Source organism: Providencia sp. PROV061, from assembly GCF_011045655.1.
GTDB lineage: Bacteria > Pseudomonadota > Gammaproteobacteria > Enterobacterales > Enterobacteriaceae > Providencia > Providencia hangzhouensis.
The window spans coordinates 2,012,508-2,037,291 of sequence record NZ_CP042861.1; the positions used below are offsets into that span (position 1 = coordinate 2,012,508).

18 protein-coding genes are annotated in these 24,784 nt (G+C 40.2%); 9 read left to right on the forward strand and 9 right to left on the reverse strand.

Annotation, left to right across the window (positions count from 1 at the left end; translation table 11 throughout):
* Positions 1-27 precede the first annotated feature (27 nt).
* Positions 28-1,011, reverse strand: coding sequence for an alpha-xenorhabdolysin family binary toxin subunit B (locus tag FVA72_RS09070; RefSeq protein WP_110591908.1), 984 nt, complete (start codon positions 1,009-1,011; stop codon positions 28-30).
* On the reverse strand, positions 1,001-2,230 hold the full coding sequence (locus FVA72_RS09075) for an alpha-xenorhabdolysin family binary toxin subunit A (protein ID WP_165119701.1): 1,230 nt from the start codon (positions 2,228-2,230) through the stop codon (positions 1,001-1,003). The genes FVA72_RS09070 and FVA72_RS09075 overlap by 11 nt, the downstream gene beginning before the upstream one ends.
* Before the next feature lie 745 nt (positions 2,231-2,975).
* Here FVA72_RS09075 and FVA72_RS09080 point away from each other — a divergent pair.
* The 6 genes from FVA72_RS09080 to menE all read left to right on the forward strand — a co-directional run bounded on the left by FVA72_RS09080 (position 2,976) and on the right by menE (position 10,105).
* Positions 2,976-4,310 carry an isochorismate synthase gene (locus FVA72_RS09080; protein ID WP_110591906.1) on the forward strand — a complete coding sequence of 445 codons (1,335 nt, stop codon included), beginning with the start codon at positions 2,976-2,978 and terminating at the stop codon, positions 4,308-4,310.
* 119 nt (positions 4,311-4,429) lie between these two features.
* Positions 4,430-6,103: a 2-succinyl-5-enolpyruvyl-6-hydroxy-3-cyclohexene-1-carboxylic-acid synthase gene (gene menD / locus FVA72_RS09085; RefSeq protein WP_110591905.1), complete on the forward strand. Its 1,674-nt coding sequence runs from the start codon at positions 4,430-4,432 to the stop codon at positions 6,101-6,103.
* The gene (gene menH / locus FVA72_RS09090) at positions 6,103-6,867 is read left to right on the forward strand and encodes a 2-succinyl-6-hydroxy-2,4-cyclohexadiene-1-carboxylate synthase (protein ID WP_110591904.1); all 765 of its coding nucleotides are present in this window, start codon (positions 6,103-6,105) and stop codon (positions 6,865-6,867) included. Before menD ends, menH begins: the two co-directional genes overlap by 1 nt.
* A gap of 12 nt (positions 6,868-6,879) precedes the next feature.
* A complete protein-coding gene (gene menB, locus FVA72_RS09095) occupies positions 6,880-7,737 on the forward strand; it encodes a 1,4-dihydroxy-2-naphthoyl-CoA synthase (RefSeq protein WP_004259866.1) in 858 nt (285 codons plus the stop codon).
* Positions 7,737-8,708, forward strand: coding sequence for an o-succinylbenzoate synthase (gene menC / locus FVA72_RS09100; RefSeq protein WP_004259867.1), 972 nt, complete (start codon positions 7,737-7,739; stop codon positions 8,706-8,708). Before menB ends, menC begins: the two co-directional genes overlap by 1 nt.
* Entirely contained in the window at positions 8,696-10,105 is a 1,410-nt protein-coding gene (gene menE / locus FVA72_RS09105; RefSeq protein WP_110591903.1) for an o-succinylbenzoate--CoA ligase, read from the forward strand. Before menC ends, menE begins: the two co-directional genes overlap by 13 nt.
* 44 nt (positions 10,106-10,149) lie before the next feature.
* On the opposite strand, the gene FVA72_RS09110 is transcribed toward menE, so the two are convergent.
* Entirely contained in the window at positions 10,150-11,589 is a 1,440-nt protein-coding gene (locus tag FVA72_RS09110; RefSeq protein ID WP_004259872.1) for a catalase, read from the reverse strand.
* Between the two features lie 335 nt (positions 11,590-11,924).
* Between FVA72_RS09110 and FVA72_RS09115 the strand changes: the two genes are divergently transcribed.
* Positions 11,925-12,467 carry a YfaZ family outer membrane protein gene (locus FVA72_RS09115; protein WP_096864878.1) on the forward strand — a complete coding sequence of 181 codons (543 nt, stop codon included), beginning with the start codon at positions 11,925-11,927 and terminating at the stop codon, positions 12,465-12,467.
* Between the two features lie 151 nt (positions 12,468-12,618).
* On the opposite strand, the gene FVA72_RS09120 is transcribed toward FVA72_RS09115, so the two are convergent.
* Both FVA72_RS09120 and tyrP read right to left on the reverse strand, forming a co-directional pair.
* On the reverse strand, positions 12,619-13,569 hold the full coding sequence (locus FVA72_RS09120) for an Rpn family recombination-promoting nuclease/putative transposase (RefSeq protein WP_004259881.1): 951 nt from the start codon (positions 13,567-13,569) through the stop codon (positions 12,619-12,621).
* Between the two features lie 281 nt (positions 13,570-13,850).
* Positions 13,851-15,059: a tyrosine transporter TyrP gene (gene tyrP, locus FVA72_RS09125; RefSeq protein ID WP_036958089.1), complete on the reverse strand. Its 1,209-nt coding sequence runs from the start codon at positions 15,057-15,059 to the stop codon at positions 13,851-13,853.
* Between the two features lie 419 nt (positions 15,060-15,478).
* Between tyrP and FVA72_RS09130 the strand changes: the two genes are divergently transcribed.
* Positions 15,479-16,819, forward strand: a complete 1,341-nt coding sequence (locus tag FVA72_RS09130; RefSeq protein ID WP_004259891.1) for an anaerobic C4-dicarboxylate transporter — start codon at positions 15,479-15,481, stop codon at positions 16,817-16,819.
* Between the two features lie 72 nt (positions 16,820-16,891).
* Here FVA72_RS09130 and yfaE read toward each other — a convergent pair whose 3' ends face one another.
* The 4 genes from yfaE to ubiG all read right to left on the reverse strand — a co-directional run bounded on the left by yfaE (position 16,892) and on the right by ubiG (position 21,678).
* Positions 16,892-17,155, reverse strand: a complete 264-nt coding sequence (yfaE, locus tag FVA72_RS09135; protein ID WP_004259896.1) for a class I ribonucleotide reductase maintenance protein YfaE — start codon at positions 17,153-17,155, stop codon at positions 16,892-16,894.
* A 2-nt stretch (positions 17,156-17,157) separates the two neighbouring features.
* Positions 17,158-18,294 (reverse strand): class Ia ribonucleoside-diphosphate reductase subunit beta, encoded by a 1,137-nt coding sequence (gene nrdB / locus FVA72_RS09140; RefSeq protein ID WP_004259897.1) that lies wholly within the window; start codon positions 18,292-18,294, stop codon positions 17,158-17,160.
* 11 nt (positions 18,295-18,305) lie between these two features.
* Positions 18,306-20,597, reverse strand: a complete 2,292-nt coding sequence (gene nrdA / locus FVA72_RS09145; protein WP_004259904.1) for a class 1a ribonucleoside-diphosphate reductase subunit alpha — start codon at positions 20,595-20,597, stop codon at positions 18,306-18,308.
* A gap of 358 nt (positions 20,598-20,955) precedes the next feature.
* A complete protein-coding gene (gene ubiG, locus FVA72_RS09150) occupies positions 20,956-21,678 on the reverse strand; it encodes a bifunctional 2-polyprenyl-6-hydroxyphenol methylase/3-demethylubiquinol 3-O-methyltransferase UbiG (protein WP_094962306.1) in 723 nt (240 codons plus the stop codon).
* 308 nt (positions 21,679-21,986) lie between these two features.
* Here ubiG and gyrA point away from each other — a divergent pair, with 308 nt between their 5' ends.
* A complete protein-coding gene (gene gyrA, locus FVA72_RS09155; protein WP_201276746.1) occupies positions 21,987-24,602 on the forward strand; it encodes a DNA topoisomerase (ATP-hydrolyzing) subunit A in 2,616 nt (871 codons plus the stop codon).
* Positions 24,603-24,784: the final 182 nt, after the last annotated feature.

A 24,784-nucleotide genomic window follows, 5' to 3' on the forward strand; every position in this document is an offset into this window, starting at 1 on the left:
CGGCTACTTTTGAGTAGCCGGTTTTTTTTAATCAGGTAACTGACGCTGATATTGGTATTCCATATCATCTAAAAAAGACATTAGTACTTGGCTTGCGGTATTGATCTTTTGAATATTCACTGTTTTTTCAGACGATTTTTCATTAATAAAATGGCACCATTCCCACCAATAATTCTTAATGAGGCCTATCTGAGTAATAATTGATAATTTATGTGAATCTATAGCGGTGATTTGTTCTGATAAGAGCATGAGTTGAGAAAGCTTAAATATTGTTTTATCAATGTGATTAACTTCTTCCTTTAATTCTAAAATTTGGTTTCCTAAATCTAGCCTGACCTCGACAAGTTGCGCAAATTCTAAACCATCATCAATGACTGATAATAAATTTTTAATAAAAGCAATGGCTGACTTTAATATTTGCTTTTTATTTGTTGGCATATCAATTGAGTCAATTAACTCATCATTCAACAAATGTTTTTTTAAGAAATCAGTGATTTTAGATTTTAAGATGATATCTTCTGCTGCGGTAATAACGGAGTGTTGCTGATTGATTTCGTTTATTTTTAGCATTTTGCTATTTTTGGATGTGACTAGGAGTTCTTTTTGTTCTGAGTATTGCTGTAGTTTATGTTGGTTGCTTTCTTCCACGTGAATGAGTGATAGAGAGTCGGTGGTGTAACTGAATTTGGTAATTATTCTTTCTAGCTCTAATTTAAAATCAATTAAATCCTCAATAAAGCTTGTGACTAAAATTCCGTCAGGTATATTTGTATTTTCACTATTTAATTCACTTTTTAAAATATAATTTAATTTTATTTTTAGCTTCGGTATCGAGTTTCTGATTGTTTCATTTATATTGAAAGTCTTACTTGCAATTTTTTGTATCTTTCCGTGTATGATAAAGTCATAATGTATTATATTTTTATTAAATGCGGAAATTTTATTTGACATATGCCTTAATTGATAAATATCAATGGAGGGCAATATCGGTAAATCAAGCTTATCTTGCATATGCGTACCTTTTATTGAGGGGGGTGTTATTTGGTTGAATTTGGTCAAATAACGTTATTAAATGTGTAGAGTATTCTTGAATGGTATACCAAGATGTAACAATTCGTTTGAAATGAGTAATGAATTTAATAAGTTTATCAGCGTTATTGATTTTTTTGAAAACCTCGATTGATTGGGTTATTTCGGTTAGGAGGACAAGCCACATATAATCTAAATGGTCAACGGCTAACCGTGCATCTTTAAAGAAACCATCGATTTTATGGAGGTTAATTTGAATATCAAAGATAACTTTTTTGATGAGTTCTTCTCTGTTAATTTGGTCGTTAATTGATTTTATTTCTGCTAATGTTTCATTCTTTCTTGCTCGAATTTTTTCAGCTTTCGAACCAAAAATACTACCAGTAATAATGAGACCGATGACACCACCTGCTAAGCCGGTGAAGCTGAGTTTTACAAAATGTGAATACTCTTGCTCTAATTGCTGTAGCTCCTGTTTTTTCATTTTAAGTAATTCTTGTAAGTAGCTATCTGTAATTTCATTATCAGTAGTTTCAAGTTGATTATATAACCCTTTAATATTAAATAATAAAGATTCAACGTGTTGATAATTAGATAGATACCCTCCTGTAATATGTACTCTAAAATCTGAAATGATATTTTTAATATTACTTGTCTTAATGGATTGATCCTTAATATCATCTTTAATTAATTGTAAGATATTAGTTAGTTCAGTCGCTATTTGCTGGTCATCGCTTTGATAAAATATTTCATCTAACTCACTTTCATTAATATCATTCAAACTATCTGATACTCTTTTCAATATAGGCATGTGGTTTATATATTCAATAATCTGCCCGCCAGTCTGTATAATATTTCGGCTAGCTAGAGATAGATTGACAGATTGTTCTTTAACATGTTGCTCGACATTATCCCAGGTATTGGCATGATCTCGAATATTGATAATGGTATTAATTAATTCGTCTGTATCTATTGGTAAAGTGGTTGATGAGGTAATACCAAACCATTTTAGAATATCATTTTTTTTCCAAGGCAAAGAAAGAGAGAAGTAAACATGGCGATGTATGCTAATTAAATCGTCTAATGTAAAAATACCGACTTCGCGGGTTGAAAGAGCATCTTGATTCGTTAATAAAGCTAAGGTTGTATGGCCTATATGCTCTTTTTCAATAATTCTGTCGTAATTTTCTTTTGTATTCATTTTAAAATCCATGTTGATTAAGTTAAGGATTGAACACTAATTTGTATTAGCACTATTGTATGGTTGAGTTACCTATTTATTGTAAATGAAAATATAAATTTCATATTTGTTAACCTACTAGAAATTGGCTGAAAGTTTTATACTAAAAAATGAAAAACAGAGCTAAAAAATAGCACTTTGAACAAGTCAATACATGTTTAAAATATTATTTTGTATTATATATATTTAGAAATCATCTATAGTGATACTAAATTAAATAACGCATAACAATATGATGATAATTAAAATTTACGGTGGTTTTACTTTTGAGGGCTAAATAGAATTGTAATGGAATATAGGTTTGCAGCTTAAATATAACTATGTTTCAAAATGGAATTCTTTTTGGATAAAAATGAAGCAATTTCGAGAGGGAGGAAAGAAGAAAGAGGATAAAATCACATTTTCCATTAATTAAATGAATGGAATGACGTGTAATATATATAATAAGCTATACTATCAACAACCTGAACCTCTATTCGTGTAACAAGGTTGGTTTTGATGTGATTTCTCTTGGCTATCGTCATTTGGGGCATAAGCGATAATTATAGTGATGTACTAAAAACAATTTGTTTATTGCAGATAATCTGTTTTTAGTGCTGAACCGGTGACATAGCATTTACTGTTAGTCATCAATGTATTAAAAAATGGTTTTGCGCTATATAATAACGCGTAGTGAATTTGTGTGATGTAGCAGTGGGAATCTAAAGTGAACTATAAAAAAATTGATCAACTGATAACTGAAATTTTGGATCATTTGTCTACATTGACACTAAAAAACCAAGAGTTTATTCGTTTTGTTTGGCAATTGGATGCGCAAACCGCTTTCCCTGGTCTTTCATGGCTATCAGTGCAAGAAAGCTACCCTCAATTTTACTGGTATCAACGGACGGGAGCTGAAGAATGTAGTGCTCTTGGCATGGTGAAATCTTTTGATTCGATAGATAAGGCTCAAGCTTTTTTATCGCAATACCCTGATATACCAGAAATGCGCCTATGGGGGCTTAATGGGTGGAATGCCGTCGGGGATGAGATCCCTGACGAGATAAAACGTCAAGCAACATTTTGTTTTTTACCTCGTATTGAAATTCATCGATTACGTTCAATGATTAACGTTAGCATCAATATAGAAGGTGAAGAAGATCGCTTAAATGCCATTCATCTTTTACAGCAATTAAAACCCGCTTCTCAAGTGACATTGGCACTGAATGCGGATATTACTGCGCAAGAACATATTCCTACTCATGATGAATGGTGCCGTTTATTAAATTGCGCTATTGATGATATGAAGTCAGGGAAAATGGAAAAAGTGGTTATGGCAAGGGAAACAAAACTCACCCTGTCTAAGCCTATTGCGGTTGCTCAGTTTTTAGCACAAAGCCAGCAAGTGAATCATCATTGCTACCATTTTATGATGGCCTTCAACGCGCATTCTGGTTTTATTTCTTCAACCCCCGAGCGTTTATATTTACGTCAAGATGGCCAATTAAATTCTGAGGCCTTAGCGGGAACCGTCGCTAATGACCCTGATGATGCAGTCGCAGCAGAGTACGCTAAATGGTTGATGGAAGATAAAAAAAACCAACATGAAAACTTAGTGGTTGTTGATGATATTTGTCAACAATTGCAAGGGGCGGTGACTGGGGTAGATGTGTCTTCAGCAAAAGTTATTCGTTTAAGAAAAATTCAACACCTTTATCGTTCAATTGTTGCAACGCTAATCACCCCTTCTGATAGCGATTGTTTACAACGCCTCCAACCTACCGCTGCCGTGTGTGGTTTGCCACGAAAAGTCGCTCGGCAATTTTTAGCCAAAAATGAACCTTTTTCTCGCGGCTGGTATGCAGGAACGGGTGGTTTTATGAGCTTAAATAAAAGTGAATTCGCGGTATCTCTACGTTGTGCGCAAATAGAGGGTGCACAGGTCTCATTATATTCAGGCGCTGGCATTGTCAGTGGCTCAGACCCAGAGCAAGAGTGGATAGAAATTGAAAATAAAGCGGCTGGGCTAAAGTCTTTATTTGAAAATAACGAAAAACCATAAAATAAAAATGGTTATTTTCTTTTTTATTTCAATTAGTTCATCAAAAATTGTCCTGAGATCAAGAAATTTATTTCAGCCAGTCTAAACTAATTGATAACTAATAATTTGCTGAGCATATTATGTCGAATTCTGCTTTTAACCTCCGTTGGGCTGAAGTGATTATCGAAGCACTGTCTCGCCACGGAATGAAACACATCTGTATTGCGCCTGGTTCGCGCTCAACACCCTTGACCCTTGCGGCGATTAACCATGGTAAATTGCATTGCCATACGCATTTCGATGAGCGTGGTTTAGGGCACCTAGCCCTAGGTTTAGCAAAAGCCAGCCATGAGCCTGTAGGGGTTATCGTTACCTCTGGTACAGCTGTTGCAAACCTTTACCCTTCATTAATTGAAGCCGGTTTAACAGGGGAAAAGGTGATTTTTCTTACCGCTGACAGACCGCCAGAATTGATTGATTGCGGTGCTAATCAAGCTATTCGGCAAACACATATTTTTGCATCTCACCCCTCTCAATCATTAATGTTGCCAAGGCCGACGCAAGATATTTCAGCGAAATGGTTGGTCACCGCGATTGATAATGGCATGAACCAGTTACACCATGGTGCCTTTCATATTAATTGTCCATTTGCAGAGCCACTATATGGTGAAATGGATGGGGAATATGAGTGGCAGCAAACACTTGGAGAATGGTGGAATTCTTCTCACCCGTGGTTAACGGAGCCATTAACCCATTCCGTCGCATTGGTTGCGGATTGGTATTTTTGGCGTCAGAAAAAAGGCGTTGTGATTGCAGGGCGAATGACAGCGAGTGAAGGGGAGTTAGTTGCAAAATGGGCACAGGAACTTGGATGGCCAGTACTCGGTGATGTGCTGTCTCAAACCGGACAACCTTTTCCATGTGCCGACTTATGGCTACAACATCCAGAAACTCAGTCTATTTTAAAAGATGCGGAATTAGTCGTTCAGTTTGGTTCAAGCTTAACGGGAAAACGGCTCTTACAATGGCAAGCCAATTGTGAGCCGCAAGAGTATTGGATTATCGACTCAATACCTCAGCGGTTAGACCCAGCCAATCATAAGGGAAGAAAATTAACCTGTTCAATCAAGGGTTGGCTAGATAACCATCCTGCACAGCCGAGAAGCTTGTGGTGTGAGTCGCTGCCCACTTTAGTGCAAAAAACTCAACACCATGTGCGCCAACGCTTACAAGCGCAGTTTTCAGAAGCCGCAGTTGCACACCAATTACCTGAACTGCTGCCTCCACGAGGCCAACTATTTGTTGGCAACAGCTTAATTGTCCGTTTGGTAGATGCACTAGCACAACTTCCATTGGGCTATCCTGTTTATAGTAACCGGGGCGCGAGTGGTATTGATGGTTTGATTTCTACCATGGCAGGTGTTCAACGGGCAACAGCACGGCCAACATTGGCTATTGTTGGGGATATTTCTGCACTATATGACTTGAATAGTTTGGCTTTGTTGCGTGAGCCTTCAGCGCCCACCGTTCTGATCGTGGTGAATAACAATGGTGGGCAAATTTTTTCTATGTTACCTACACCAGACGAAGCAAGACAAAACTATTACTGTATGCCGCAAAATGTCAGTTTCGAGCCCGCGGCGAAAATGTTTAGCTTACAATACTGTGCGCCGACAGACTGGACAACACTAAAAAATACCGTTCAACAATTTTGGCGCCGTCAACAGGGCACATTGCTGGTGGAATTGCAGGTGGCAAGTGATGAAGGCGCCCGTACGTTAAAACAACTATTGAATGAAGTTGTGGAACTGTAATGTTATCTGCCCATAGACATAATTCAGTCTCATCTGCTCCTTGGGTCATCTGGCTGCATGGCTTGTTAGGTAGTGCCGATGACTGGCTACCTGTGATTGAACAAACACGTGCTTTTCCATCGTTAGCGGTGGATTTACCAGGGCATGGCGGTTCTCACTCAGAGCCATGCCAAGGTTTTTCACATTTTGATCAACAACTCAGCGCTCTTTTACATTATCATCAAATTAATGAATACTACTTGGTCGGCTATTCACTCGGTGCTCGGTTAGCGATGCATTTTGCCTGTCACTATCAGCCTAACGGATTATTAGGTCTAGTGATTGAGGGGGGCAATGTGGGATTAGTCAATGAACAAGAACGAGTTGCTCGGGCGGCTAATGATAAGGCATGGGCACAACGTTTTCGTTCAGAACCCATCGAAGAAGTGTTAGATGATTGGTATCAACAAGCTGTATTTGCTGATTTGTCGACCACTCAGCGCCAACATTTAACTCAGTTACGTCGGCAAAATAACCCGCACAGTATTGCTGCTATGCTAGAAAATACATCATTAGCAAAGCAACCTTTCTTGGCGGACAAATTGCATCAATTGACCTGTCCTTATCGTTATTTTTGTGGCGAAAAGGATAAAAAGTTTCGAAGCGTTTCGCAACAATATGAATTGCCGTTAACGCTAATTGAAAATGCAGGGCATAATGCGCATTGGGAAAACCCAATGGGCTTTGCAGCTGCACTACACCATTTTTTATCACACTGTGGTTAAAGGAATCTGATAATGATTTATCCAAGCGAAGAAAAATTATACGCACCAATTGAATGGCAAGATTGCTCTACAGGGTTTGAAGATATTCGCTATCATAAATCTCCTGAAGGGATTGCAAAAATTACGATTAATCGCCCAGAAGTGCGTAATGCTTTTCGTCCACAAACCGTGAAAGAAATGATCCAAGCTCTATCTGATGCACGCTATGATGACCAAGTTGGAACTATCATTTTAACGGGTGAAGGTGAAAAAGCATTTTGTGCCGGTGGTGACCAAAAAATTCGTGGCGACTACGGCGGGTATCGTGATGAAAGTGGTACTCATCACTTAAATGTATTAGATTTCCAACGTCAAATTCGTACTTGTCCAAAACCTGTGGTGGCAATGGTCGCCGGTTTCTCTATCGGTGGTGGTCATGTGTTACATATGATGTGTGACCTGACTATTGCTGCAGATAATGCAATCTTTGGCCAAACCGGTCCAAAAGTTGGCTCATTTGATGGTGGCTGGGGTGCGTCTTATATGGCACGTATTGTTGGGCAGAAAAAGGCACGTGAAATCTGGTTCCTGTGCCGCCAGTATAATGCACAAGAAGCGTTGGATATGGGGCTGGTTAATACTGTCGTTCCTTATGCTGACTTAGAAAAAGAGACTGTGCGTTGGTGTCGTGAAATGCTAGAGAACAGCCCAATGGCATTACGTTGCTTGAAAGCCGCCTTGAATGCAGATTGTGATGGTCAGGCTGGCCTGCAAGAGCTCGCAGGTAATGCCACTATGTTGTTCTATATGACAGATGAAGGGCAAGAAGGCCGTAACGCCTTTAATGAAAAACGTGCTCCAGACTTCTCTAAATATAAGCGTAATCCATAATGCGTAAAGCCCGTATTTATTCGTTCAGCCTGCCGATGGAGGCAGGCGTTATCCTTCGTTATCAGCGACTAAAAACGCGTGATGGGCTTTTAGTCTGTTTACAAGATGGGGATAATGAAGGTTGGGGAGAAATTTCGCCTCTACCTGAATTCAGTCGTGAAACATTAGAAGAAGCAACCGCAGAAACTATTAAGCGACTGAATGAATGGGTGAAAGAAGGCAAAATTTCTAATAGTTTATTACCCTCTGTGGCTTTTGGTTGCAGCTGCGCTCTAGCGGAGCTGGCAGGGGAGCTTCCTGAACAAGCGGATTACCGCAAAGCGCCTTTATGTAGTGGTGATCCTGACGATTTAATCTTAAGCCTTGATGCAATGGAAGGTGAGAAAGTCGCTAAGGTTAAAGTCGGTCTATATGAAGCGGTACGTGATGGTATGGTGGTTAACCTGTTACTAGAGGCAGTTCCAGAACTGAAACTGCGTTTGGATGCGAATCGCAGTTGGACCCGAACAAAAGCCGACGGTTTTGCTAAATATGTTAATCCAGACTACCGTAGTCGTATTGCGTTTTTAGAGGAGCCGTGTAAGACCCGTGAAGAGTCACTGCAATTTGCAGCAGATACTGGCATTAGTATTGCTTGGGATGAAAGTGTACGTGAGGAAGGCTTTATGGTAGAAGCGCAGGAAGGGGTTTCTGCGATAGTAATTAAACCGACCCTGACAGGCAGCTTGTCATATTGCCGCTATTTAGTGGAAGAATCACATCGCTTAGGGTTACAAGCTGTGATTAGCTCATCCATTGAAAGTAGTTTTGGTTTAACACAACTTGCTCGTGTAGCGCATTGGCTAACGCCAAATACCATTCCAGGCTTAGACACGGTATCACTTATTCAATCTCAATTGGTACGGCCTTGGCCACAATGTGATATTCCGCTTCAGCAGTTAGATGATTTAACGCTTGTATGGCAGAGTTAGCACAATTTAAAGATTGGCCTTGGCAACACTGGGCCAATCTTCGTCCGAACTCAATCGCTCTAGTCACAGAGTCCCAAAGTATGACTTGGGAAAGTGTAAGCCAACAAATTACTGACCTTAGAACTTACTTTTTAATGCAAGGCGTAGAGCAGGGGCAGTGTATTGTTTTACATGGAAAAAATTCAGTTGAATTATTACTGAGTCAGCTGGCACTTATTGCTTGTGGGGCTCGTGTTTTACCATTAAATCCCCGCCTCCCAGAACGGTTGTTAGCAGAATTATTACCTCATCTTAATGTTAGCTCAGTTATTGATTTTACTGATGAATCAAATCTGTTAGCAAATTATCGTAATTTAGATTATCAACTTTATTACCATTTTATTAGTGATGAAGAGGTTGCTCCGGTTATTTTTCAAGAGGTTATTCAGCAGCCCGCTACGTTGATTTTAACATCGGGATCGACAGGCCTACCTAAAGCCGCTGTTCACAGTGTCGCTGCGCACTTAAATAGTGCAGCAGGTGTTGTTAATCTGATGAATTACCAGCAAGGAGATTGTTGGTTACTATCGCTGCCGTTATTCCATGTATCTGGTCAGGGGATTGTTTGGCGCTGGCTTCTTAAAGGTGGCTCACTTGCGGTCAAAAATCTTCCTTTGGCTCAAGCATTGCATGAGGTCACTCATGCCTCTTTAGTTCCGACCCAGTTATGGCGTTTATTAAATGATAAATCAGTGACTAATATCGCATTGAAAGCCGTTTTATTGGGAGGAGCGAGTATTCCTTCAACCTTGACGGATCTGGCTCAACAGCATGGTATTGCTTGTTGGAGCGGCTATGGGATGACAGAAATGGCATCTACGGTTTGTGCGAAACGGGCAGACGGTAAAAAAGGTGTCGGTTTACCCTTAAAAGGCAAGCAAGTTCGTCTTGTGGATGATGAAATTCAAATTCAATCAGACAGTCAGGCTCTGGGTTATTGGTTTGATGGGCAACTTCACCCATTAAATTGCCTAGATAACTGGTTTAAAACCAATGATAAAGGGGCTTTTATTGATGGGGAATATCAGGTTGTTGGTCGTCTAGATAATTTATTTATTAGTGGCGGGGAATGTGTTCAACCCGAAGATATCGAATCAGTCATAAATTCACATCCTGATGTCAGCCAAAGTTTTATTATACCTATTGATGATGTGCAATTTGGGCAACGTCCTGTCGCGGTTATTGAAGCAAATGAGTCAGTGGATTTAAATCAGCTGGCGGATTGGTTAAAAGATAAACTCGCTCCATACCAATATCCTATGGCATTTTATTATTTAGACCCTGAATTGAAAGCAGGGGGAATAAAAGTGTCTAGGCAACAAGTGAAGAAGTGGTTGTTAGCGAGAATAAAAGAATAGGGCGAAATAGTGGCGGGGTTATCCCCACCACTTAATGACTTACACTATTTTAGTGCTTTTAACGCTTTTTCGACACCTGCACCGTATTCAGGGTGAACTTGTTTAAATAACTCGATTTGGCGCACTTGTGTGGCTTCAGTCGCGTCAATCAGTTCACCGGCAATACGTTTAAACATACGTTGGTGCTCGGCATCATCTAACAACTCATATAATGCACGTGGCTGGCTGAAATAATCTTGGTCTTCGCGGTGATCCCAATGGTCAGCAGCACCTTCAATAGATAATGGCGGTTCGCTAAAGTCCGGTTGTTCTTGGAATAATCCGGCTTCATTTGGCTCATAGGTCACATGGTTGCCACTATTACCGTCAACGCGCATTGCCCCATCACGGTGGTAATTATGGAATGGGCAACGTGGGGCGTTTACTGGGATTTGGTGATGGTTGACACCAAGACGATAACGATGAGCATCGCCATAAGAGAACAGGCGGCCTTGTAACATTCTATCTGGGGAGAAACCAATACCCGGAACCACGTTAGCAGGGCTAAAAGCCGCTTGTTCTACGTCAGCAAAATAGTTGTCTGGATTACGATTAAGTTCAAAATAACCGACATCAATTAATGGATAATCTTTGTGTGGCCATACTTTGGTTAAGTCAAATGGGTTATAAGGAACTTGAGAAGCTTCTTTTTCTGGCATAATTTGCACTTGCAAATTCCAGCGTGGGAAATCCCCTTTCTCGATGGATTCAAACAGATCTCGCTGTGAACTTTCTCTATCTTTACCCACTAACTGCTCAGCTTGTTCATCAGACAGATTTTGAATACCTTGTTGGCAACGGAAATGGAATTTGACCCAGAAACGTTCATTGTTACTGTTGATGAAACTATATGTATGGCTACCAAAACCATGCATATGACGGTAACTTTGTGGGATACCACGGTCACTAGCATCAATGGTTAACTGGTGTAAAGATTCAGGTAATTGGGAGAAAAAGGCCCATTTATGTTCCATTGTACGCAGGTTAGAGCGAGGGTCACGTTTAACTACGTGGTTTAAATCAGGGAATTTTAATGGGTCACGGAAATAGAATACAGGGGTGTTGTTACCCACCATATCCCAGTTACCTTCTTCAGTATAAAACTTTAATGCGAAGCCACGAATATCACGTTCTGCGTCGGCAGCTCCACGTTCGCCTGCAACGGTAGAGAACCGAGCGAACATTTCTGTTTTTTTCCCTACTTCAGAGAAAATTTTTGCACGAGTATAGCGGCTAATATCATGGGTTACGGTAAACGTACCGAAAGCACCAGAACCTTTTGCGTGCATACGTCTTTCAGGGATTACTTCACGGTCAAAATGGGCAAGTTTTTCTAAAAACCAAACATCCTGTAATAACATTGGGCCACGTTTACCCGCTGTCATGACATTATTATTATTGGCGACTGGGGCGCCTGAGGCGGTAGTAAGGCCTTTCTTTTTCATCACAATGCTCCTTTGTTTGGATTAAATGACTACACAAACCTAACTAATAAGTTAATATTTTGTAAAAAATAAAAAACACGACTACAATAAACTTGTAATTCAGTATAGTTATTATGGAATTGATTATCTAATTAATATAACCAATTACTGTGATTACAAGTAAAAAAATACGTATTTATCGCACTTTTTTGCACTAAAATTTTTGATGCGTGAAATTTTGTAATGAATAACGAGGGCTTTTATCGAGGCTATAGCGTAAATCTAGGTAAGAATGGCTGAAAATAGGGTGAGATTCGCGTAATATCCATAGGTAATAATATCAAGAGGATAAAATAATGCGCAAATTATTATTATTGGCAGCAGCGATGTCACCATTATTCGTAGGTACTGCACATGCAGTTTCAGTTAGTGCACAAGCAGGTGAACATTTTACTGAGCTGTCTGCAGGGTTAGGTAACCAAAATGCAGGATTGGCATTTAACGGCTCTTGGGCTCGTAGTGACCATGATGGGCAAATGGGTAGTATTGGTGCCACATTTGGCTTACCTATTGGGCCTTTTTCTGCATTTGTAGGAGGTAAAGGGCTATATCTATCACCTGATCACAATAGTAATGGTGCTGCATTAGCTGTTGGTGGTGGGTTAAATTGGCAGGCTTTGCCTTCACTCAATATTTACGGTGAAGCTTATGGTGCTCCAGAGCAACTGACTTCAGGCAGCAAATCGTACGTCGAAGCTAAAGCCGGTGCACGTTATACGGTATTTAAGCCTTTATCTATTGATGCGGGATATCGCTTAATTGAAATGAAAGGGACACATGGTCATAGTAGCGATAAAGTTGCTGATGGCTGGTATGTAGGGGCTGGCCTTTCATTCTAACAGGGTTATCTTGTTCATAATGCCCCTAGGCGTACATTATGTGTACGCCTAGGGCGAATTTGATGATGTAAACTTAGTTGAGTATTTTTTAAAATAATTGGTTAAACTTTTAGCTGCTTATCCATAGCTATTTACTTCAGTTTTTATTGCATTACTTTAATGACGTCAGCTCATCACGGCTCAATCCGGTGCTTTTCATAATAATTTCAGGGCTAACACCGTTTATCAATAAGTTGCGAGCTAAGGTGGTTTTAGTTTTTTGAACGCCTTCTTGAAGCCCTTTTTGAAGCCCTTCCTGTTTGCCTTTTTGCAGCCCCTCGAGAAGGCCCTCTTGATGACCCTTATTATGTAAGCGTTGTGCGATATTCATAATCGTCTCCTTGTGCTTTTCTGTTTGCGCTTCTAATGTGTAGATAAATTTTTCAAAATCAGTTGAGTCTAAAGCAGAAAATAGGTAATTGATGATAGTGACCACATCATTGTCGCTATTATAGTGTTGATTGAGTGCTTGCGCCAATAAAGGAAGCACATGGTGAAACTCATCTCGCAAACGTTTATGTTTCATCGCTAATTCCATAACAGCAATTTTGCGATGATTTACTAATTCATTATCGTCTATTACAGTGATATCAACCAACGGGAATGATTGTGTATATAACGTATTTGCCAGCTTGGGCTGAGGAAAACAATCTGTCCATAACTGAGTGTAAGGGTAAGGTGAACGAGTACCGTGGTAGAAAAGAATAGGAACAACTAGAGGTAATACAGTGCTTCCTTGCTGCATATGCTGATTCATTGCTAAAAACGCATAATGCATTAAGCGCCACGCCATCAGTTTATCTGGGGTTGACTGGTGCTCGACTAATAAATAAATATAGCCTGTTCCATGTGAGGTCTGTACTGAATACAGAACATCAGATAGCCGAGAGCGAAGCTGTTTATCAATAAATGATGAGTTAGTCAGCTTTAGCGTAGTGAAATCACATAATGATTTTATGTGTTTTGGTAAGTGAATTTCAAAAAAGTCACGTGCGCTGTCTATGTTTGACATAAACCTCTTAAATGCTGCATCGTGGACAGCAGAAATATTTTTCCTTTTCATTCAACCTAATTCCTTATTTACCTCTCAATAACTGTAAAGCAAGAGGGGTAGGGTTGTCTTTTCGGAATTATTTTCTGCCAAATGACGTAATTAAAGAAATATATATTAAATTATATGCAAATAATATATATGTGGAGATAGAGTAGGAATGCTAGGGAATTATTGATTGATTGCGGATATCAAACGATGGCCACCTTGATTGGGAGTGAGGATAGTTAATTTCAGATAAACAAAAGCCGTAATTTGAAGTTATCCGAATTACGGCTTAATTTATCAATTTGTTAGCCGACGTTCGGTAAGAAGCCGGCAACAATCGAAAATTGGATAGCGATTACTGCCACACCACATGCCAACACTAAGGCTAAAATAGGTGTACCACCTTTAACTTGATACCCACCTTGAGATTCTAATTTACGTACACGTAATGTTAGCAATGCAGGAATAATCAGCGCTAAGACCGAGAGTGCAACAGCTGCATAAGTTAATGCTTGTACGAAACTACTAAAGAATAGGGCAGCCAATAATGGCGGAACAAAGGTGAGTAAGCCTGTTTGCACTCGACCGATAAAATGATTACTCCGTTTGAATAAGTCGGCGAGGTAATCAAATAAGCCTAATGCGACACCTAAGAAAGATGTGGCCAACGCTAAATCCATAAACAAGCTGACGGCGATATTAACGCGAGGTGTAGCGACAACATCGCGGATCGCGGTGAGTAACCCATTTAGACCTGATTCCTGCGCTAGTATTCCGAGAAAAGTATGTGATGGAATAGACCCTAACGTCGCAATCTGCCATAGAATATAAGCAACTAAAGGAATTGCGCTTCCGGTAATGAAAATCATACGTAATTTACGTACATCCCCATTCATATAGTTAACTAAACTTGGGACGCTGCCATGGAAACCAAAAGAGGTAAAAATAACGGGTACTGCGGCAAGGATAAGGCCTTTTTCAATTGGCATGGTGCTTAAGTTTACGGCTTCCGCGTGTGGCATCATTACAACTAACATGATGACTAAAAAAATCGTTTTTGCTGTGAATAAAATTCGGTTAATAAAATCGACGGAATGCGTACCAATACAGACAACTGCACCACCAATAATAGTGAATGCAATAATGGCAGTGTCAGTTGAAATTTTAAAGCCCCACCATGAAGACAGACTATCTGAAATTAATACGCCAGCTCCACCAATATAAGCGGTTGTTAATGCGTACATTAATAGCAGCATACTTAGCCCAGTCACTATCTGGCCAATTGGGCCAAGATATTTTTTAGCAACGGAGCCTAAGCCCATATTTGCAGGGTTATGCTGATACACTTCAACTAACAGTAATGAGGTATAACTCATTAACATCCATAATCCAACAAGCAAACAAACGATGCCTGTGAAACCGACTCCTGCAGCGGCAAGTGGCATTGCCAACATCCCTGCACCTATTGTTGTCCCTGCAACGATTAACACACTGCCAAGCGTACGATTCTTCACAAGTTCCTCTAATTGAATTTGAATAATTAATAAGTGATGCAGATTATGCGATTGCAAGTTCGCTGTCAAATGTAAATTACAGCTAGTGTAATGTTAAGTTTACGCCAATAATCAAGTAGATAGAGAGACTCAAGACAATGAGCAGAGTTAATAAAGTAAAGAAAAAATGATGATTTAAAGTGACTAAAGGTAAATTTAAATGGAGTGAGTTGTTAAAATTGGTGTAGTAGTTGATTGATTTTTATCAAAATGGTAGGTAACGGAATAGTATGTCAGTTACTTAATTAAAATTATGTGATGAGGTCAAAATAAAAGCATAAAAAATAAAACTAAATTGATTTTGAAGTTATCATAAATCAAATTAATGCTTGAAAATCATCCCGATAATATATGTAAACATATATATAAAGGATGGAACTATGGACTTTATGATTCAACTAGCCATTATCCTTGTTTGCTTATTCTATGGAGCAAAAAAAGGGGGAATGGCACTCGGGCTATTAGGTGGTGTTGGTCTAGTTATCTTAGTTTTTGGCTTTGGTTTACCGCCTGGAAAACCGCCTGTTGATGTAATGCTTGTTATCATTGCTGTTGTTGCCGCATCAGCAACGTTACAAGCATCAGGCGGTTTGGATGTCATGCTGCAAATTGCAGAACGACTACTGCGGAAAAACCCTAAGTACATTTCTATTGTGGCACCTTTTGTGACATGTATCTTAACCATTTTGTGTGGTACAGGGCATGTGGTGTATACAATTTTACCTATCATTTACGATGCGGCGATTAAAAATAATATTCGCCCTGAAAGGCCAATGGCTGCGAGTAGTATTGGCGCGCAAATGGGGATTATCGCTAGCCCAGTTTCAGTTGCCGTTGTTTCATTAGTCGCAATGCTAAATGGTGTGACAATCAATGGTAAGTCACTCGAATTTTTGGATTTATTAGCAATTACTATTCCATCAACATTAATTGGTATTTTAGCTATTGGTATTTTCAGTTGGTTTAGAGGTAAAGATCTCGATAAAGACCCTGTATTCCAAGAGTTTATCTCAGTCCCTGAAAACCATGATTATGTCTATGGTGACAGTGTGACACTGCTAAATACCAAATTACCGAAAATTAATTGGGTCGCGATGTGGATTTTTTTAGCTTCCATCGCAGTTGTGGCATTACTTGGCGCATTTTCTGAACTTAGGCCGCTAATTAACGGTAAGCCACTATCCATGGTTTTAGTCATCCAGATGTTTATGTTATTAGCAGGTGCGCTAATTATCATTATTTGTAAGACTAATCCAGGACAAATTTCAAAGAATGAAGTATTCCGTTCAGGGATGATTGCGATTGTTGCAGTATATGGTATCGCATGGATGGCAGAAACCATGTTCGGTGCTCATATGGATGAAATTAAAGGAACTTTAGGTTCTTTAGTGAAAGATTTCCCTTGGGCTTATGCAGTTATCTTATTATTAGTCTCTAAGTTTGTTAACTCACAAGCAGCTGCTCTGGCCGCTGTAGTACCAATTGCACTAGGGATTGGTGTTGACCCGGCTTATATTATCGCTTCTGCGCCTGCGTGTTATGGGTATTACATTTTACCAACTTACCCGAGTGACCTTGCGGCAATTCAGTTTGACCGTTCTGGAACAACGCGTATTGGTAAATTTGTTATCAACCACAGCTTCATTCTACCGGGGTTAATTGGGGTGGGTGTTTCTTGTGTATTTGGTTGGATATTTGCGGGATTATATGGTTATTTATAATCAATAAAGCAAGTGAATAAAAAGTGATTGCACAGGTAACTGATAGACAGCTGTGCAATCACCTATTTTAGATTAACCAATTTCAATATCTGAAAGTGGATGACAGCAACAAGGCAGAATTTCTCCATCTTGCACAAATGCAATAGGTTTTTGCTTATAGCCCACTTTCCCATGTAATAACGTCACTCGGCATGAACCGCAGTAGCCTTCACGGCATTGATATTCTACAGGAATACGGCTGTCTTCTAAGGCTTCCAACAAACACGAATGGACTTCAGTATGGAAGGGGACTTGAACACCCTGCGTTAACCGCAGGGTGATTTTATGGCTTGCCATGCTTATAGTTCGAAGTCGCTCAAATCGTCGGTATCGACTTGAGAGTCAATTTGGCCGACTAAATAAGAACTGACTTCAACCTCTTGAGGCGCAACTTGTACGTTGTCAGACACCAACCATGCGTTGATCCATGGAATTGGGTTTGAACGCGTTTCAAATGGCAATTTCAGACCGACAGCTTGCATGCGAATATTAGTAATATATTCAACATATTGGCATAAAATATCTTTATTTAAACCAATCATAGAGCCTTCGCTGAATAGGTAGTCAGCCCACTCTTTCTCTTGCTCTGCCGCTTGAACGAATAAGTCATAACATTCTTGCTCGCACTCTGCCGCGATTTCTGCCATTTCTGGGTCATCTTGCCCCGAACGTAACAGGTTCAACATGTGTTGTGTACCAGTTAAGTGCAGTGCTTCATCACGTGCGATCAGTTTGATGATTTTAGCATTTCCTTCCATTAGCTCGCGTTCAGCAAACGCAAATGAACAGGCGAAGCTAACATAGAAACGAATTGCTTCGAGCGCATTAACGCTCATTAGGCACAGGTACAGCTGCTTCTTCAACTGACGCAGAGAAACAGTAACTTGCTTGCCGTTGCAAGTATGCGTGCCTTCACCAAACATATGATAGTAATTGGTCATTTCGATCAGGTCATCGTAAAAACCAGAAATATCTTTAGCACGTTTTAAAATTTCTTCATTTTCAACGATATCGTCAAAAATAATGGCAGGGTCATTCACAATATTACGAATAATATGTGTATACGAACGTGAGTGGATAGTTTCAGAAAACGCCCACGTTTCAACCCAAGTTTCCAGTTCAGGAATCGAAATCAGTGGCAATAATGCCACATTAGGGCTGCGGCCCTGAATAGAGTCCAGCAGCGTTTGGTATTTCAGATTACTGATAAAGATATGCTTTTCGTGATCTGGCAGCGCATTATAGTCAATACGGTCGCGAGAGACATCAACCTCTTCAGGGCGCCAGAAAAACGACAGTTGTTTTTCAATCAGCTTTTCAAAAATAGGGTACTTTTGCTGATCATAACGCGCCACGTTAACGGGTTGGCCGAAAAACATCGGCTCCAGCATTTGGTCATTTTTTTTCTGTGAAAACGTTGTATATGTGTGTGACATAACAATTCCTATTAAATTTTACACGCGCCGCCTTCGCAATCGGAATCCGCTGACTCAACAACTTCTTCCAGATCGCCCTGAACATCTTCCGCCCCATCGCGAGTGTTATGATAGTAAAGTGTTTTCACACCAAACTTATAGGCGAGCAATAAATCTTTTAGCAATTGGTTCATTGGTACTTTACCGCTCTCAAAACGAGTTGGGTCATAGTTTGTGTTAGCAGAAATCGACTGGTCGATAAATTTCTGCATGATACCAACGAGTTGTAAGTAGCCACTATTTGAAGGCATTTGCCACAGTAGCTCATAAGCACCTTTCAGATTTTCGTAATCAGGCACCACTTGGCGCAAGATACCATCTTTAGAGGCTTTAATACTGATATAACCACGCGGTGGTTCAATACCATTGGTTGCGTTAGAAATCTGTGATGATGTTTCTGAAGGCATCAATGCAGACAGTGTCGAGTTACGCAGACCATGTTGTTTAATTTCTTGGCGTAACGCTTCCCAATCGTAATGCAAAGGTTCATTAGTTAACTTATCGAGCTCTTTTTTATAGGTATCGATAGGTAAAACGCCTTGTGCATAAGTTGTTTCATTGAACCATGGGCAAGCACCTTGCTCCTTTGCTAACTCATTCGAGGCTTTTAATAGATAATACTGAATGGCTTCGAATGTTTTATGCGTTAAGTTGTTTGCACTGCCATCAGAATAACGAACGCCGTGCTTCGCGAGATAATAAGCGTAGTTAATCACGCCAATACCTAATGTACGACGGCCCATTGAGCCTTGTTTAGCTGCAATGATTGGGTAATCTTGGTAATCAAGTAGCGCATCGAGTGCACGAACAGCTAATATTGCTAGCTCTTCTAATTCATCTAGACTATCAATCGCCCCTAAGTTAAATGCCGATAATGTACACAGCGCAATTTCACCATTTTCGTCATTTATATTATTTAATGGCTTAGTTGGCAGCGCAATTTCTAAACATAAATTCGACTGACGAACTGGCGCAATCTGCGGGTCAAATGGGCTATGTGTATTACAGTGGTCAACGTTTTGAATATAAATACGGCCAGTAGACGCACGTTCTTGCATCATTAATGAAAATAGCTCAACCGCTTTAACGCTCGATTTACGAATGTTTTCATCTTGCTCATATTTCACATATAGACGTTCAAATTCGTCTTGATCTGCGAAAAAGGCGTCATAAAGACCCGGAACGTCCGATGGGCTGAATAATGTAATGTCTTGGTTTTTAATCAGACGCTCATACATTAACTTGTTTAATTGCACACCGTAATCCATATGGCGAACACGGTTACCTTCAACCCCACGGTTATTCTTTAGAACCAGTAAGCTTTCTACTTCAAGGTGCCAAATAGGGTAGAACAAGGTTGCAGCGCCACCGCGAACACCACCTTGCGAACATGATTTAACCGCAGTTTGGAAGTGTTTATAGAATGGAATACAACCCGTATGGAAAGCTTCTCCACCACGAATTGGGCTGCCTAATGCACGGATACGGCCTGCATTCACCCCAATCCCTGCACGTTGTGAGACATATTTCACAATTGCGCTTGAGGTTGCATTGATAGAATCCAAGCTGTCACCACACTCAATCAGTACGCAAGAGCTGAATTGACGTGTAGGCGTACGTACCCCCGCCATAATCGGCGTAGGTAATGAAATTTTGAATGTTGAAACGGCATCATAGAAACGACGGATATAATCGAGGCGTGTTTCTTTTGGATAATGTGAAAATAGGCAAGCTGCAACTAAAATATATAAAAACTGTGCGCTTTCATAGATTTCACCCGTTACACGGTTTTGAACTAAATATTTCCCTTCAAGCTGTTTTACAGCCGCATAGGAGAAGTTCATATCACGCCAATGATCAATAAAGCTATCCATTTGCTCGAACTCTGCTTCAGAGTAGTCTTCCAGCAAATGCTTGTCATATTTCCCCATTTCAACGAGGTGTTTAACATGCTTATATAATGCAGGCGGTTCAAACTGGCCATAGGCTTTCTTGCGTAAGTTAAAAATAGCAAGACGCGCAGCTAGGTATTGGTAATCAGGGGTATCACCCGTAATTAAATCTGCTGCTGCTTTGATCATCGTTTCGTGAATATCAGAAGTTCTGATCCCATCATAAAACTGAATCTGTGAACGTAACTCCACTTGAGAAACGGATACGTTACTTAGGCCTTCAGCAGCCCAGGTGATTACCTTGTGGATTTTATCAAGATCAATGCGTTCTTTATGTCCATCACGCTTTGTGACTAACAGACTCTGGTTCATGAGCAAGTACACCTTGGTTGAACTACAAATAGTTTAAAATAAACATAAAAAAGCTCATGGTGTAATGCCATGAGACTAGTTGTATTATGTTTTGTTGTACCACTATATGTAGTAGTTTGTTTAGAATACCATAACAAGATAATGTTAATATGTGATTTTATCAAGTGAACAAATTAGAGGGATCTTGTGGATAACTGGTTGGATAAGAAAAGTGATCATGTCGGTAAGCTGCATGGTAAAAGGCATTAATAAAAAAAATGCTTCCGACATGAGGACTAAAATAAATTTTGTAAAATGCGATCGTTTGCTGCTTTCTTAAACGTAGTGCTTGTGATTTATTCTTTTCACGACTAAATGACTATTCGTTTACCGTATGCAGCATATAGTTTACATCAACATTTGGCCCAAGCCAGAACTTGTCTGTTAATGGATTATAATGCAACCCTATGATATGTTTGTCTTTTAATGGTGTGCCGTCAATCCAATGAATTAACTCAGAAGGGCGAATAAACTTGTTTGCGTCATGAGTGCCTTTTGGGACGATTTTCATTATATATTCAGCAGCAACAACAGCCATTAGCCATGCTTTTTTATTACGGTTGATGGTTGAAAAAATTACGTGTCCACCCGGTTTGACTAATTTTGCGCAAGCCCTAACGACAGACTGAGGGTCCGGAACATGTTCAAGCATCTCCATACACGTGACAACATCATAGGCTTGAGGGTGCTTGTCTGCATGTTGTTCAACGGTTTCTTGTACATATTCAACTGGAATGCCGGACTCAAGAGAATGTAAGCGAGCAACCATTAAAGGCTCGGCACCCATATCAAGACCGGTGACTTCTGCACCTTCACGCGCCATACTTTCCGATAAAATGCCACCGCCGCAGCCAACATCAAGAATTTTTTTACCGAAAATACCGTCTACACGCTGCATAATATAACCTAAGCGTAATGGATTGATGCGGTGTAGTGGGGCGAATTCCCCTTCTAAGTCCCACCAACGTGAGGCAATGGACTCGAATTTTTCGATTTCTTGCTTATCGACGTTAAGGTAGGTTGGGGTTTGGGTGTCATTCATACAAAGAAGCTCCTATTTTTAACCTATTACCCGAAAGCCTATTAACGATAGTTATATTTAAACTGTATTTAAACTATGTTTAATAGTGGGAATAGTAGCCCGACAAGCATTGATGGCTAAAATGTAAACAACAATGTAATTATTGCAGTTATTAATTGATAAACCTTCAAGTTTCGGACACATAAACTTAATTTTCCGCTATTATACATAGCTTGGAAGACAAATACCCGTCTCTTATTTTTATTAAATTGGCGAATTGTGGTATAGTTCTACTCTTTGAATCCGAAGTTATGAGGGACAGTGGTTCCATGAGCGAGATTGCCAGAGAAATCACACCAGTTAATATCGAAGAAGAGCTTAAAAGTTCGTATTTGGATTATGCAATGTCCGTTATTGTCGGCCGTGCGCTTCCAGATGTTCGAGATGGACTGAAGCCAGTACACCGCAGAGTACTGTATGCGATGAATGTATTGGGAAATGATTGGAATAAACCCTATAAAAAATCTGCCCGTATTGTTGGGGACGTCATCGGTAAATACCATCCACATGGTGATATCGCTGTTTACGAGACAATTGTTCGTCTTGCACAGCCTTTCTCAATGCGTTACATGCTGGTTGATGGTCAGGGAAACTTCGGTTCAGTTGACGGAGACTCCGCTGCGGCAATGCGTTATACGGAAATCCGTATGGCGAAAATTGCCCATGAGCTACTTGCTGACCTTGAAAAAGAAACCGTTGATTTCGTTCCAAACTATGACGGAACAGAGCAAATTCCTGAAGTCATGCCAACGAAAATTCCAAACCTTTTGGTTAATGGGTCGTCTGGTATTGCGGTTGGGATGGCAACCAATATTCCTCCTCACAATTTAGGGGAAGTGATTAATGGTTGTCTTGCTTATATAGAAGATGAAGACATCAGTATTGAAGGTTTAATGGAACACATTCCAGGGCCTGATTTCCCAACAGCGGCTATTATCAACGGCCGTCGTGGGATTATTGATGCATATCGTACAGGGCGTGGCAAGGTCTATATCCGTGCAAGCGCTGAAGTGGAAGTCGATGAGAAAAATGGTCGCGAAACCATTATTGTCAGCGAAATCCCTTATCAAGTGAATAAAGCTCGCTTGATTGAAAAAATTGCAGAGTTAGTTAAAGACAAACGTGTTGAAGGAATCAGTGCACTGCGTGACGAGTCGGATAAAGACGGTATGCGCATTGTTATTGAAGTTAAACGCGATGCTGTGGGTGAAGTTGTCCTGAACAACTTATATTCCTTGACTCAATTGCAAGTTTCTTTTGGTATCAATATGGTGGCTCTACATCAAGGGCAACCGAAAATACTGAATTTAAAAGATATCATTGCTGCTTTTGTGCGTCACCGTCGTGAAGTTGTCACTCGTCGTACGATTTTCGAATTGCGTAAAGCGCGTGACCGTGCTCATATCCTTGAAGCACTGGCAATCGCACTTGCTAATATTGACCCAATTATTGAATTGATCCGTAAAGCACCAACACCAGCTGAAGCTAAAGCAGGGTTGATTGCACGTTCTTGGGATCTGGGTAATGTAGCGGCAATGCTAGAGCGTGCAGGTGATGATGCAGCTCGTCCTGAGTGGTTAGAACCACAGTTCGGTGTTCATGAGGGGCAATATTTCCTGACTGAGCAACAAGCCCAAGCTATTTTGGATTTACGTCTCCAAAAATTAACCGGTCTTGAGCACGAAAAACTACTGGAAGAGTACCGTGATCTTCTAGTACAAATTGAAGCTTTACTGTTTATTTTACGTAGTCCTGAACGTTTGATGGAAGTGATTCGCGAAGAGTTAGAAATTATTCGTGATACTTATAATGATCCTCGTCGTACAGAAATTACAGAAAATACCGCAGACATCAATATTGAAGATTTGATCAATCAAGAAGATGTGGTAGTGACATTATCTCACCAAGGTTATGTGAAATATCAGCCTCTGTCTGATTACGAAGCACAGCGCCGTGGTGGTAAAGGTAAATCTGCTGCACGAACAAAAGACGAAGACTTCATTGAACGCTTATTGGTCGCCAATACGCACGACACCATCTTGTGTTTCTCAAGTCGTGGGCGTTTGTATTGGATGAAAGTTTATCAGTTGCCAGAAGCGAGTCGTGGTGCTCGTGGTCGTCCAATTGTTAACTTATTACCACTTGAGCAAGATGAACGCATTACTGCTATCTTACCTGTACGTGAATATGAAGAGGGTTATAACGTCTTCATGGCAACGGCGAGTGGTACTGTGAAGAAAACACCTTTACAAGAGTTTAGCCGCCCAAGAAGTGCCGGTATTATTGCAGTGAACTTGAATGAAGGTGATGAACTGATTGGGGTTGATTTAACCGATGGTTCAAATGAAGTCATGCTGTTCTCTGCACAAGGTAAAGTTGTGCGCTTCGCTGAAGATGCAGTTCGCCCAATGGGACGTACTGCAACGGGTGTTCGTGGAATTAAATTAATGGATAACGATAAAGTCGTATCCTTGATCATTCCACGTGGTGAAGGCCATATCTTAACTGTCACAGAAAATGGTTATGGTAAACGTACTGAAGAAGCAGAATACCCAACTAAATCGCGTGCAACTCAAGGGGTTATTTCTATCAAAGTGAGTGAGCGAAACGGTAATGTTGTTGGTGCTATTCAAGTTGATGAAACTGACCAAATCATGATGATTACGGATGCCGGCACATTAGTTCGTACCCGTGTATCTGAAGTGAGCGTCGTTGGCCGTAATACGCAAGGAGTGACCTTGATTAGAACAGCTGAAGATGAAAAAGTGGTTGGTTTACAACGTGTTGCTGAAACAGATGATGATGAAAATAATGATGATGAGAATGCGATTGAAAACACTGAAGAAAACGGTGTTGATGATGCAAATATCGACGACCAAGAGTAATTATCGCGTTTAATTTAATGAACGGGTAGCATATTAGCTGCCCGTTTTAGTTTCTAGTCTAAATTTCTTAGTTTTATTACTTTTCATGTCTGTCGCTTTTTTATTATGTAATCGAGTATAATTAGCGATCATCGTATCGAATATACAGGAAAACGCTTGAGATACTTACCCTCGTTTAAAAC

Coding starts and splice junctions, on each gene's coding strand:
- FVA72_RS09115 (WP_096864878.1), top strand. CDS start 11,925: ATGCGCAAATTATTATTATTGGCAGCAGCGATGTCACCATTATTCGTA.
- nrdB (WP_004259897.1), bottom strand. CDS start 18,294: ATGTCACACACATATACAACGTTTTCACAGAAAAAAAATGACCAAATG.
- gyrA (WP_201276746.1), top strand. CDS start 21,987: ATGAGCGAGATTGCCAGAGAAATCACACCAGTTAATATCGAAGAAGAG.
- nrdA (WP_004259904.1), bottom strand. CDS start 20,597: ATGAACCAGAGTCTGTTAGTCACAAAGCGTGATGGACATAAAGAACGC.
- FVA72_RS09110 (WP_004259872.1), bottom strand. CDS start 11,589: ATGAAAAAGAAAGGCCTTACTACCGCCTCAGGCGCCCCAGTCGCCAAT.
- FVA72_RS09070 (WP_110591908.1), bottom strand. CDS start 1,011: ATGCAAGATAAGCTTGATTTACCGATATTGCCCTCCATTGATATTTAT.
- FVA72_RS09120 (WP_004259881.1), bottom strand. CDS start 13,569: ATGAAAAGGAAAAATATTTCTGCTGTCCACGATGCAGCATTTAAGAGG.
- menE (WP_110591903.1), top strand. CDS start 8,696: ATGGCAGAGTTAGCACAATTTAAAGATTGGCCTTGGCAACACTGGGCC.
- menD (WP_110591905.1), top strand. CDS start 4,430: ATGTCGAATTCTGCTTTTAACCTCCGTTGGGCTGAAGTGATTATCGAA.
- FVA72_RS09130 (WP_004259891.1), top strand. CDS start 15,479: ATGGACTTTATGATTCAACTAGCCATTATCCTTGTTTGCTTATTCTAT.
- menC (WP_004259867.1), top strand. CDS start 7,737: ATGCGTAAAGCCCGTATTTATTCGTTCAGCCTGCCGATGGAGGCAGGC.
- menB (WP_004259866.1), top strand. CDS start 6,880: ATGATTTATCCAAGCGAAGAAAAATTATACGCACCAATTGAATGGCAA.
- menH (WP_110591904.1), top strand. CDS start 6,103: ATGTTATCTGCCCATAGACATAATTCAGTCTCATCTGCTCCTTGGGTC.
- FVA72_RS09075 (WP_165119701.1), bottom strand. CDS start 2,230: ATGAATACAAAAGAAAATTACGACAGAATTATTGAAAAAGAGCATATA.
- ubiG (WP_094962306.1), bottom strand. CDS start 21,678: ATGAATGACACCCAAACCCCAACCTACCTTAACGTCGATAAGCAAGAA.
- yfaE (WP_004259896.1), bottom strand. CDS start 17,155: ATGGCAAGCCATAAAATCACCCTGCGGTTAACGCAGGGTGTTCAAGTC.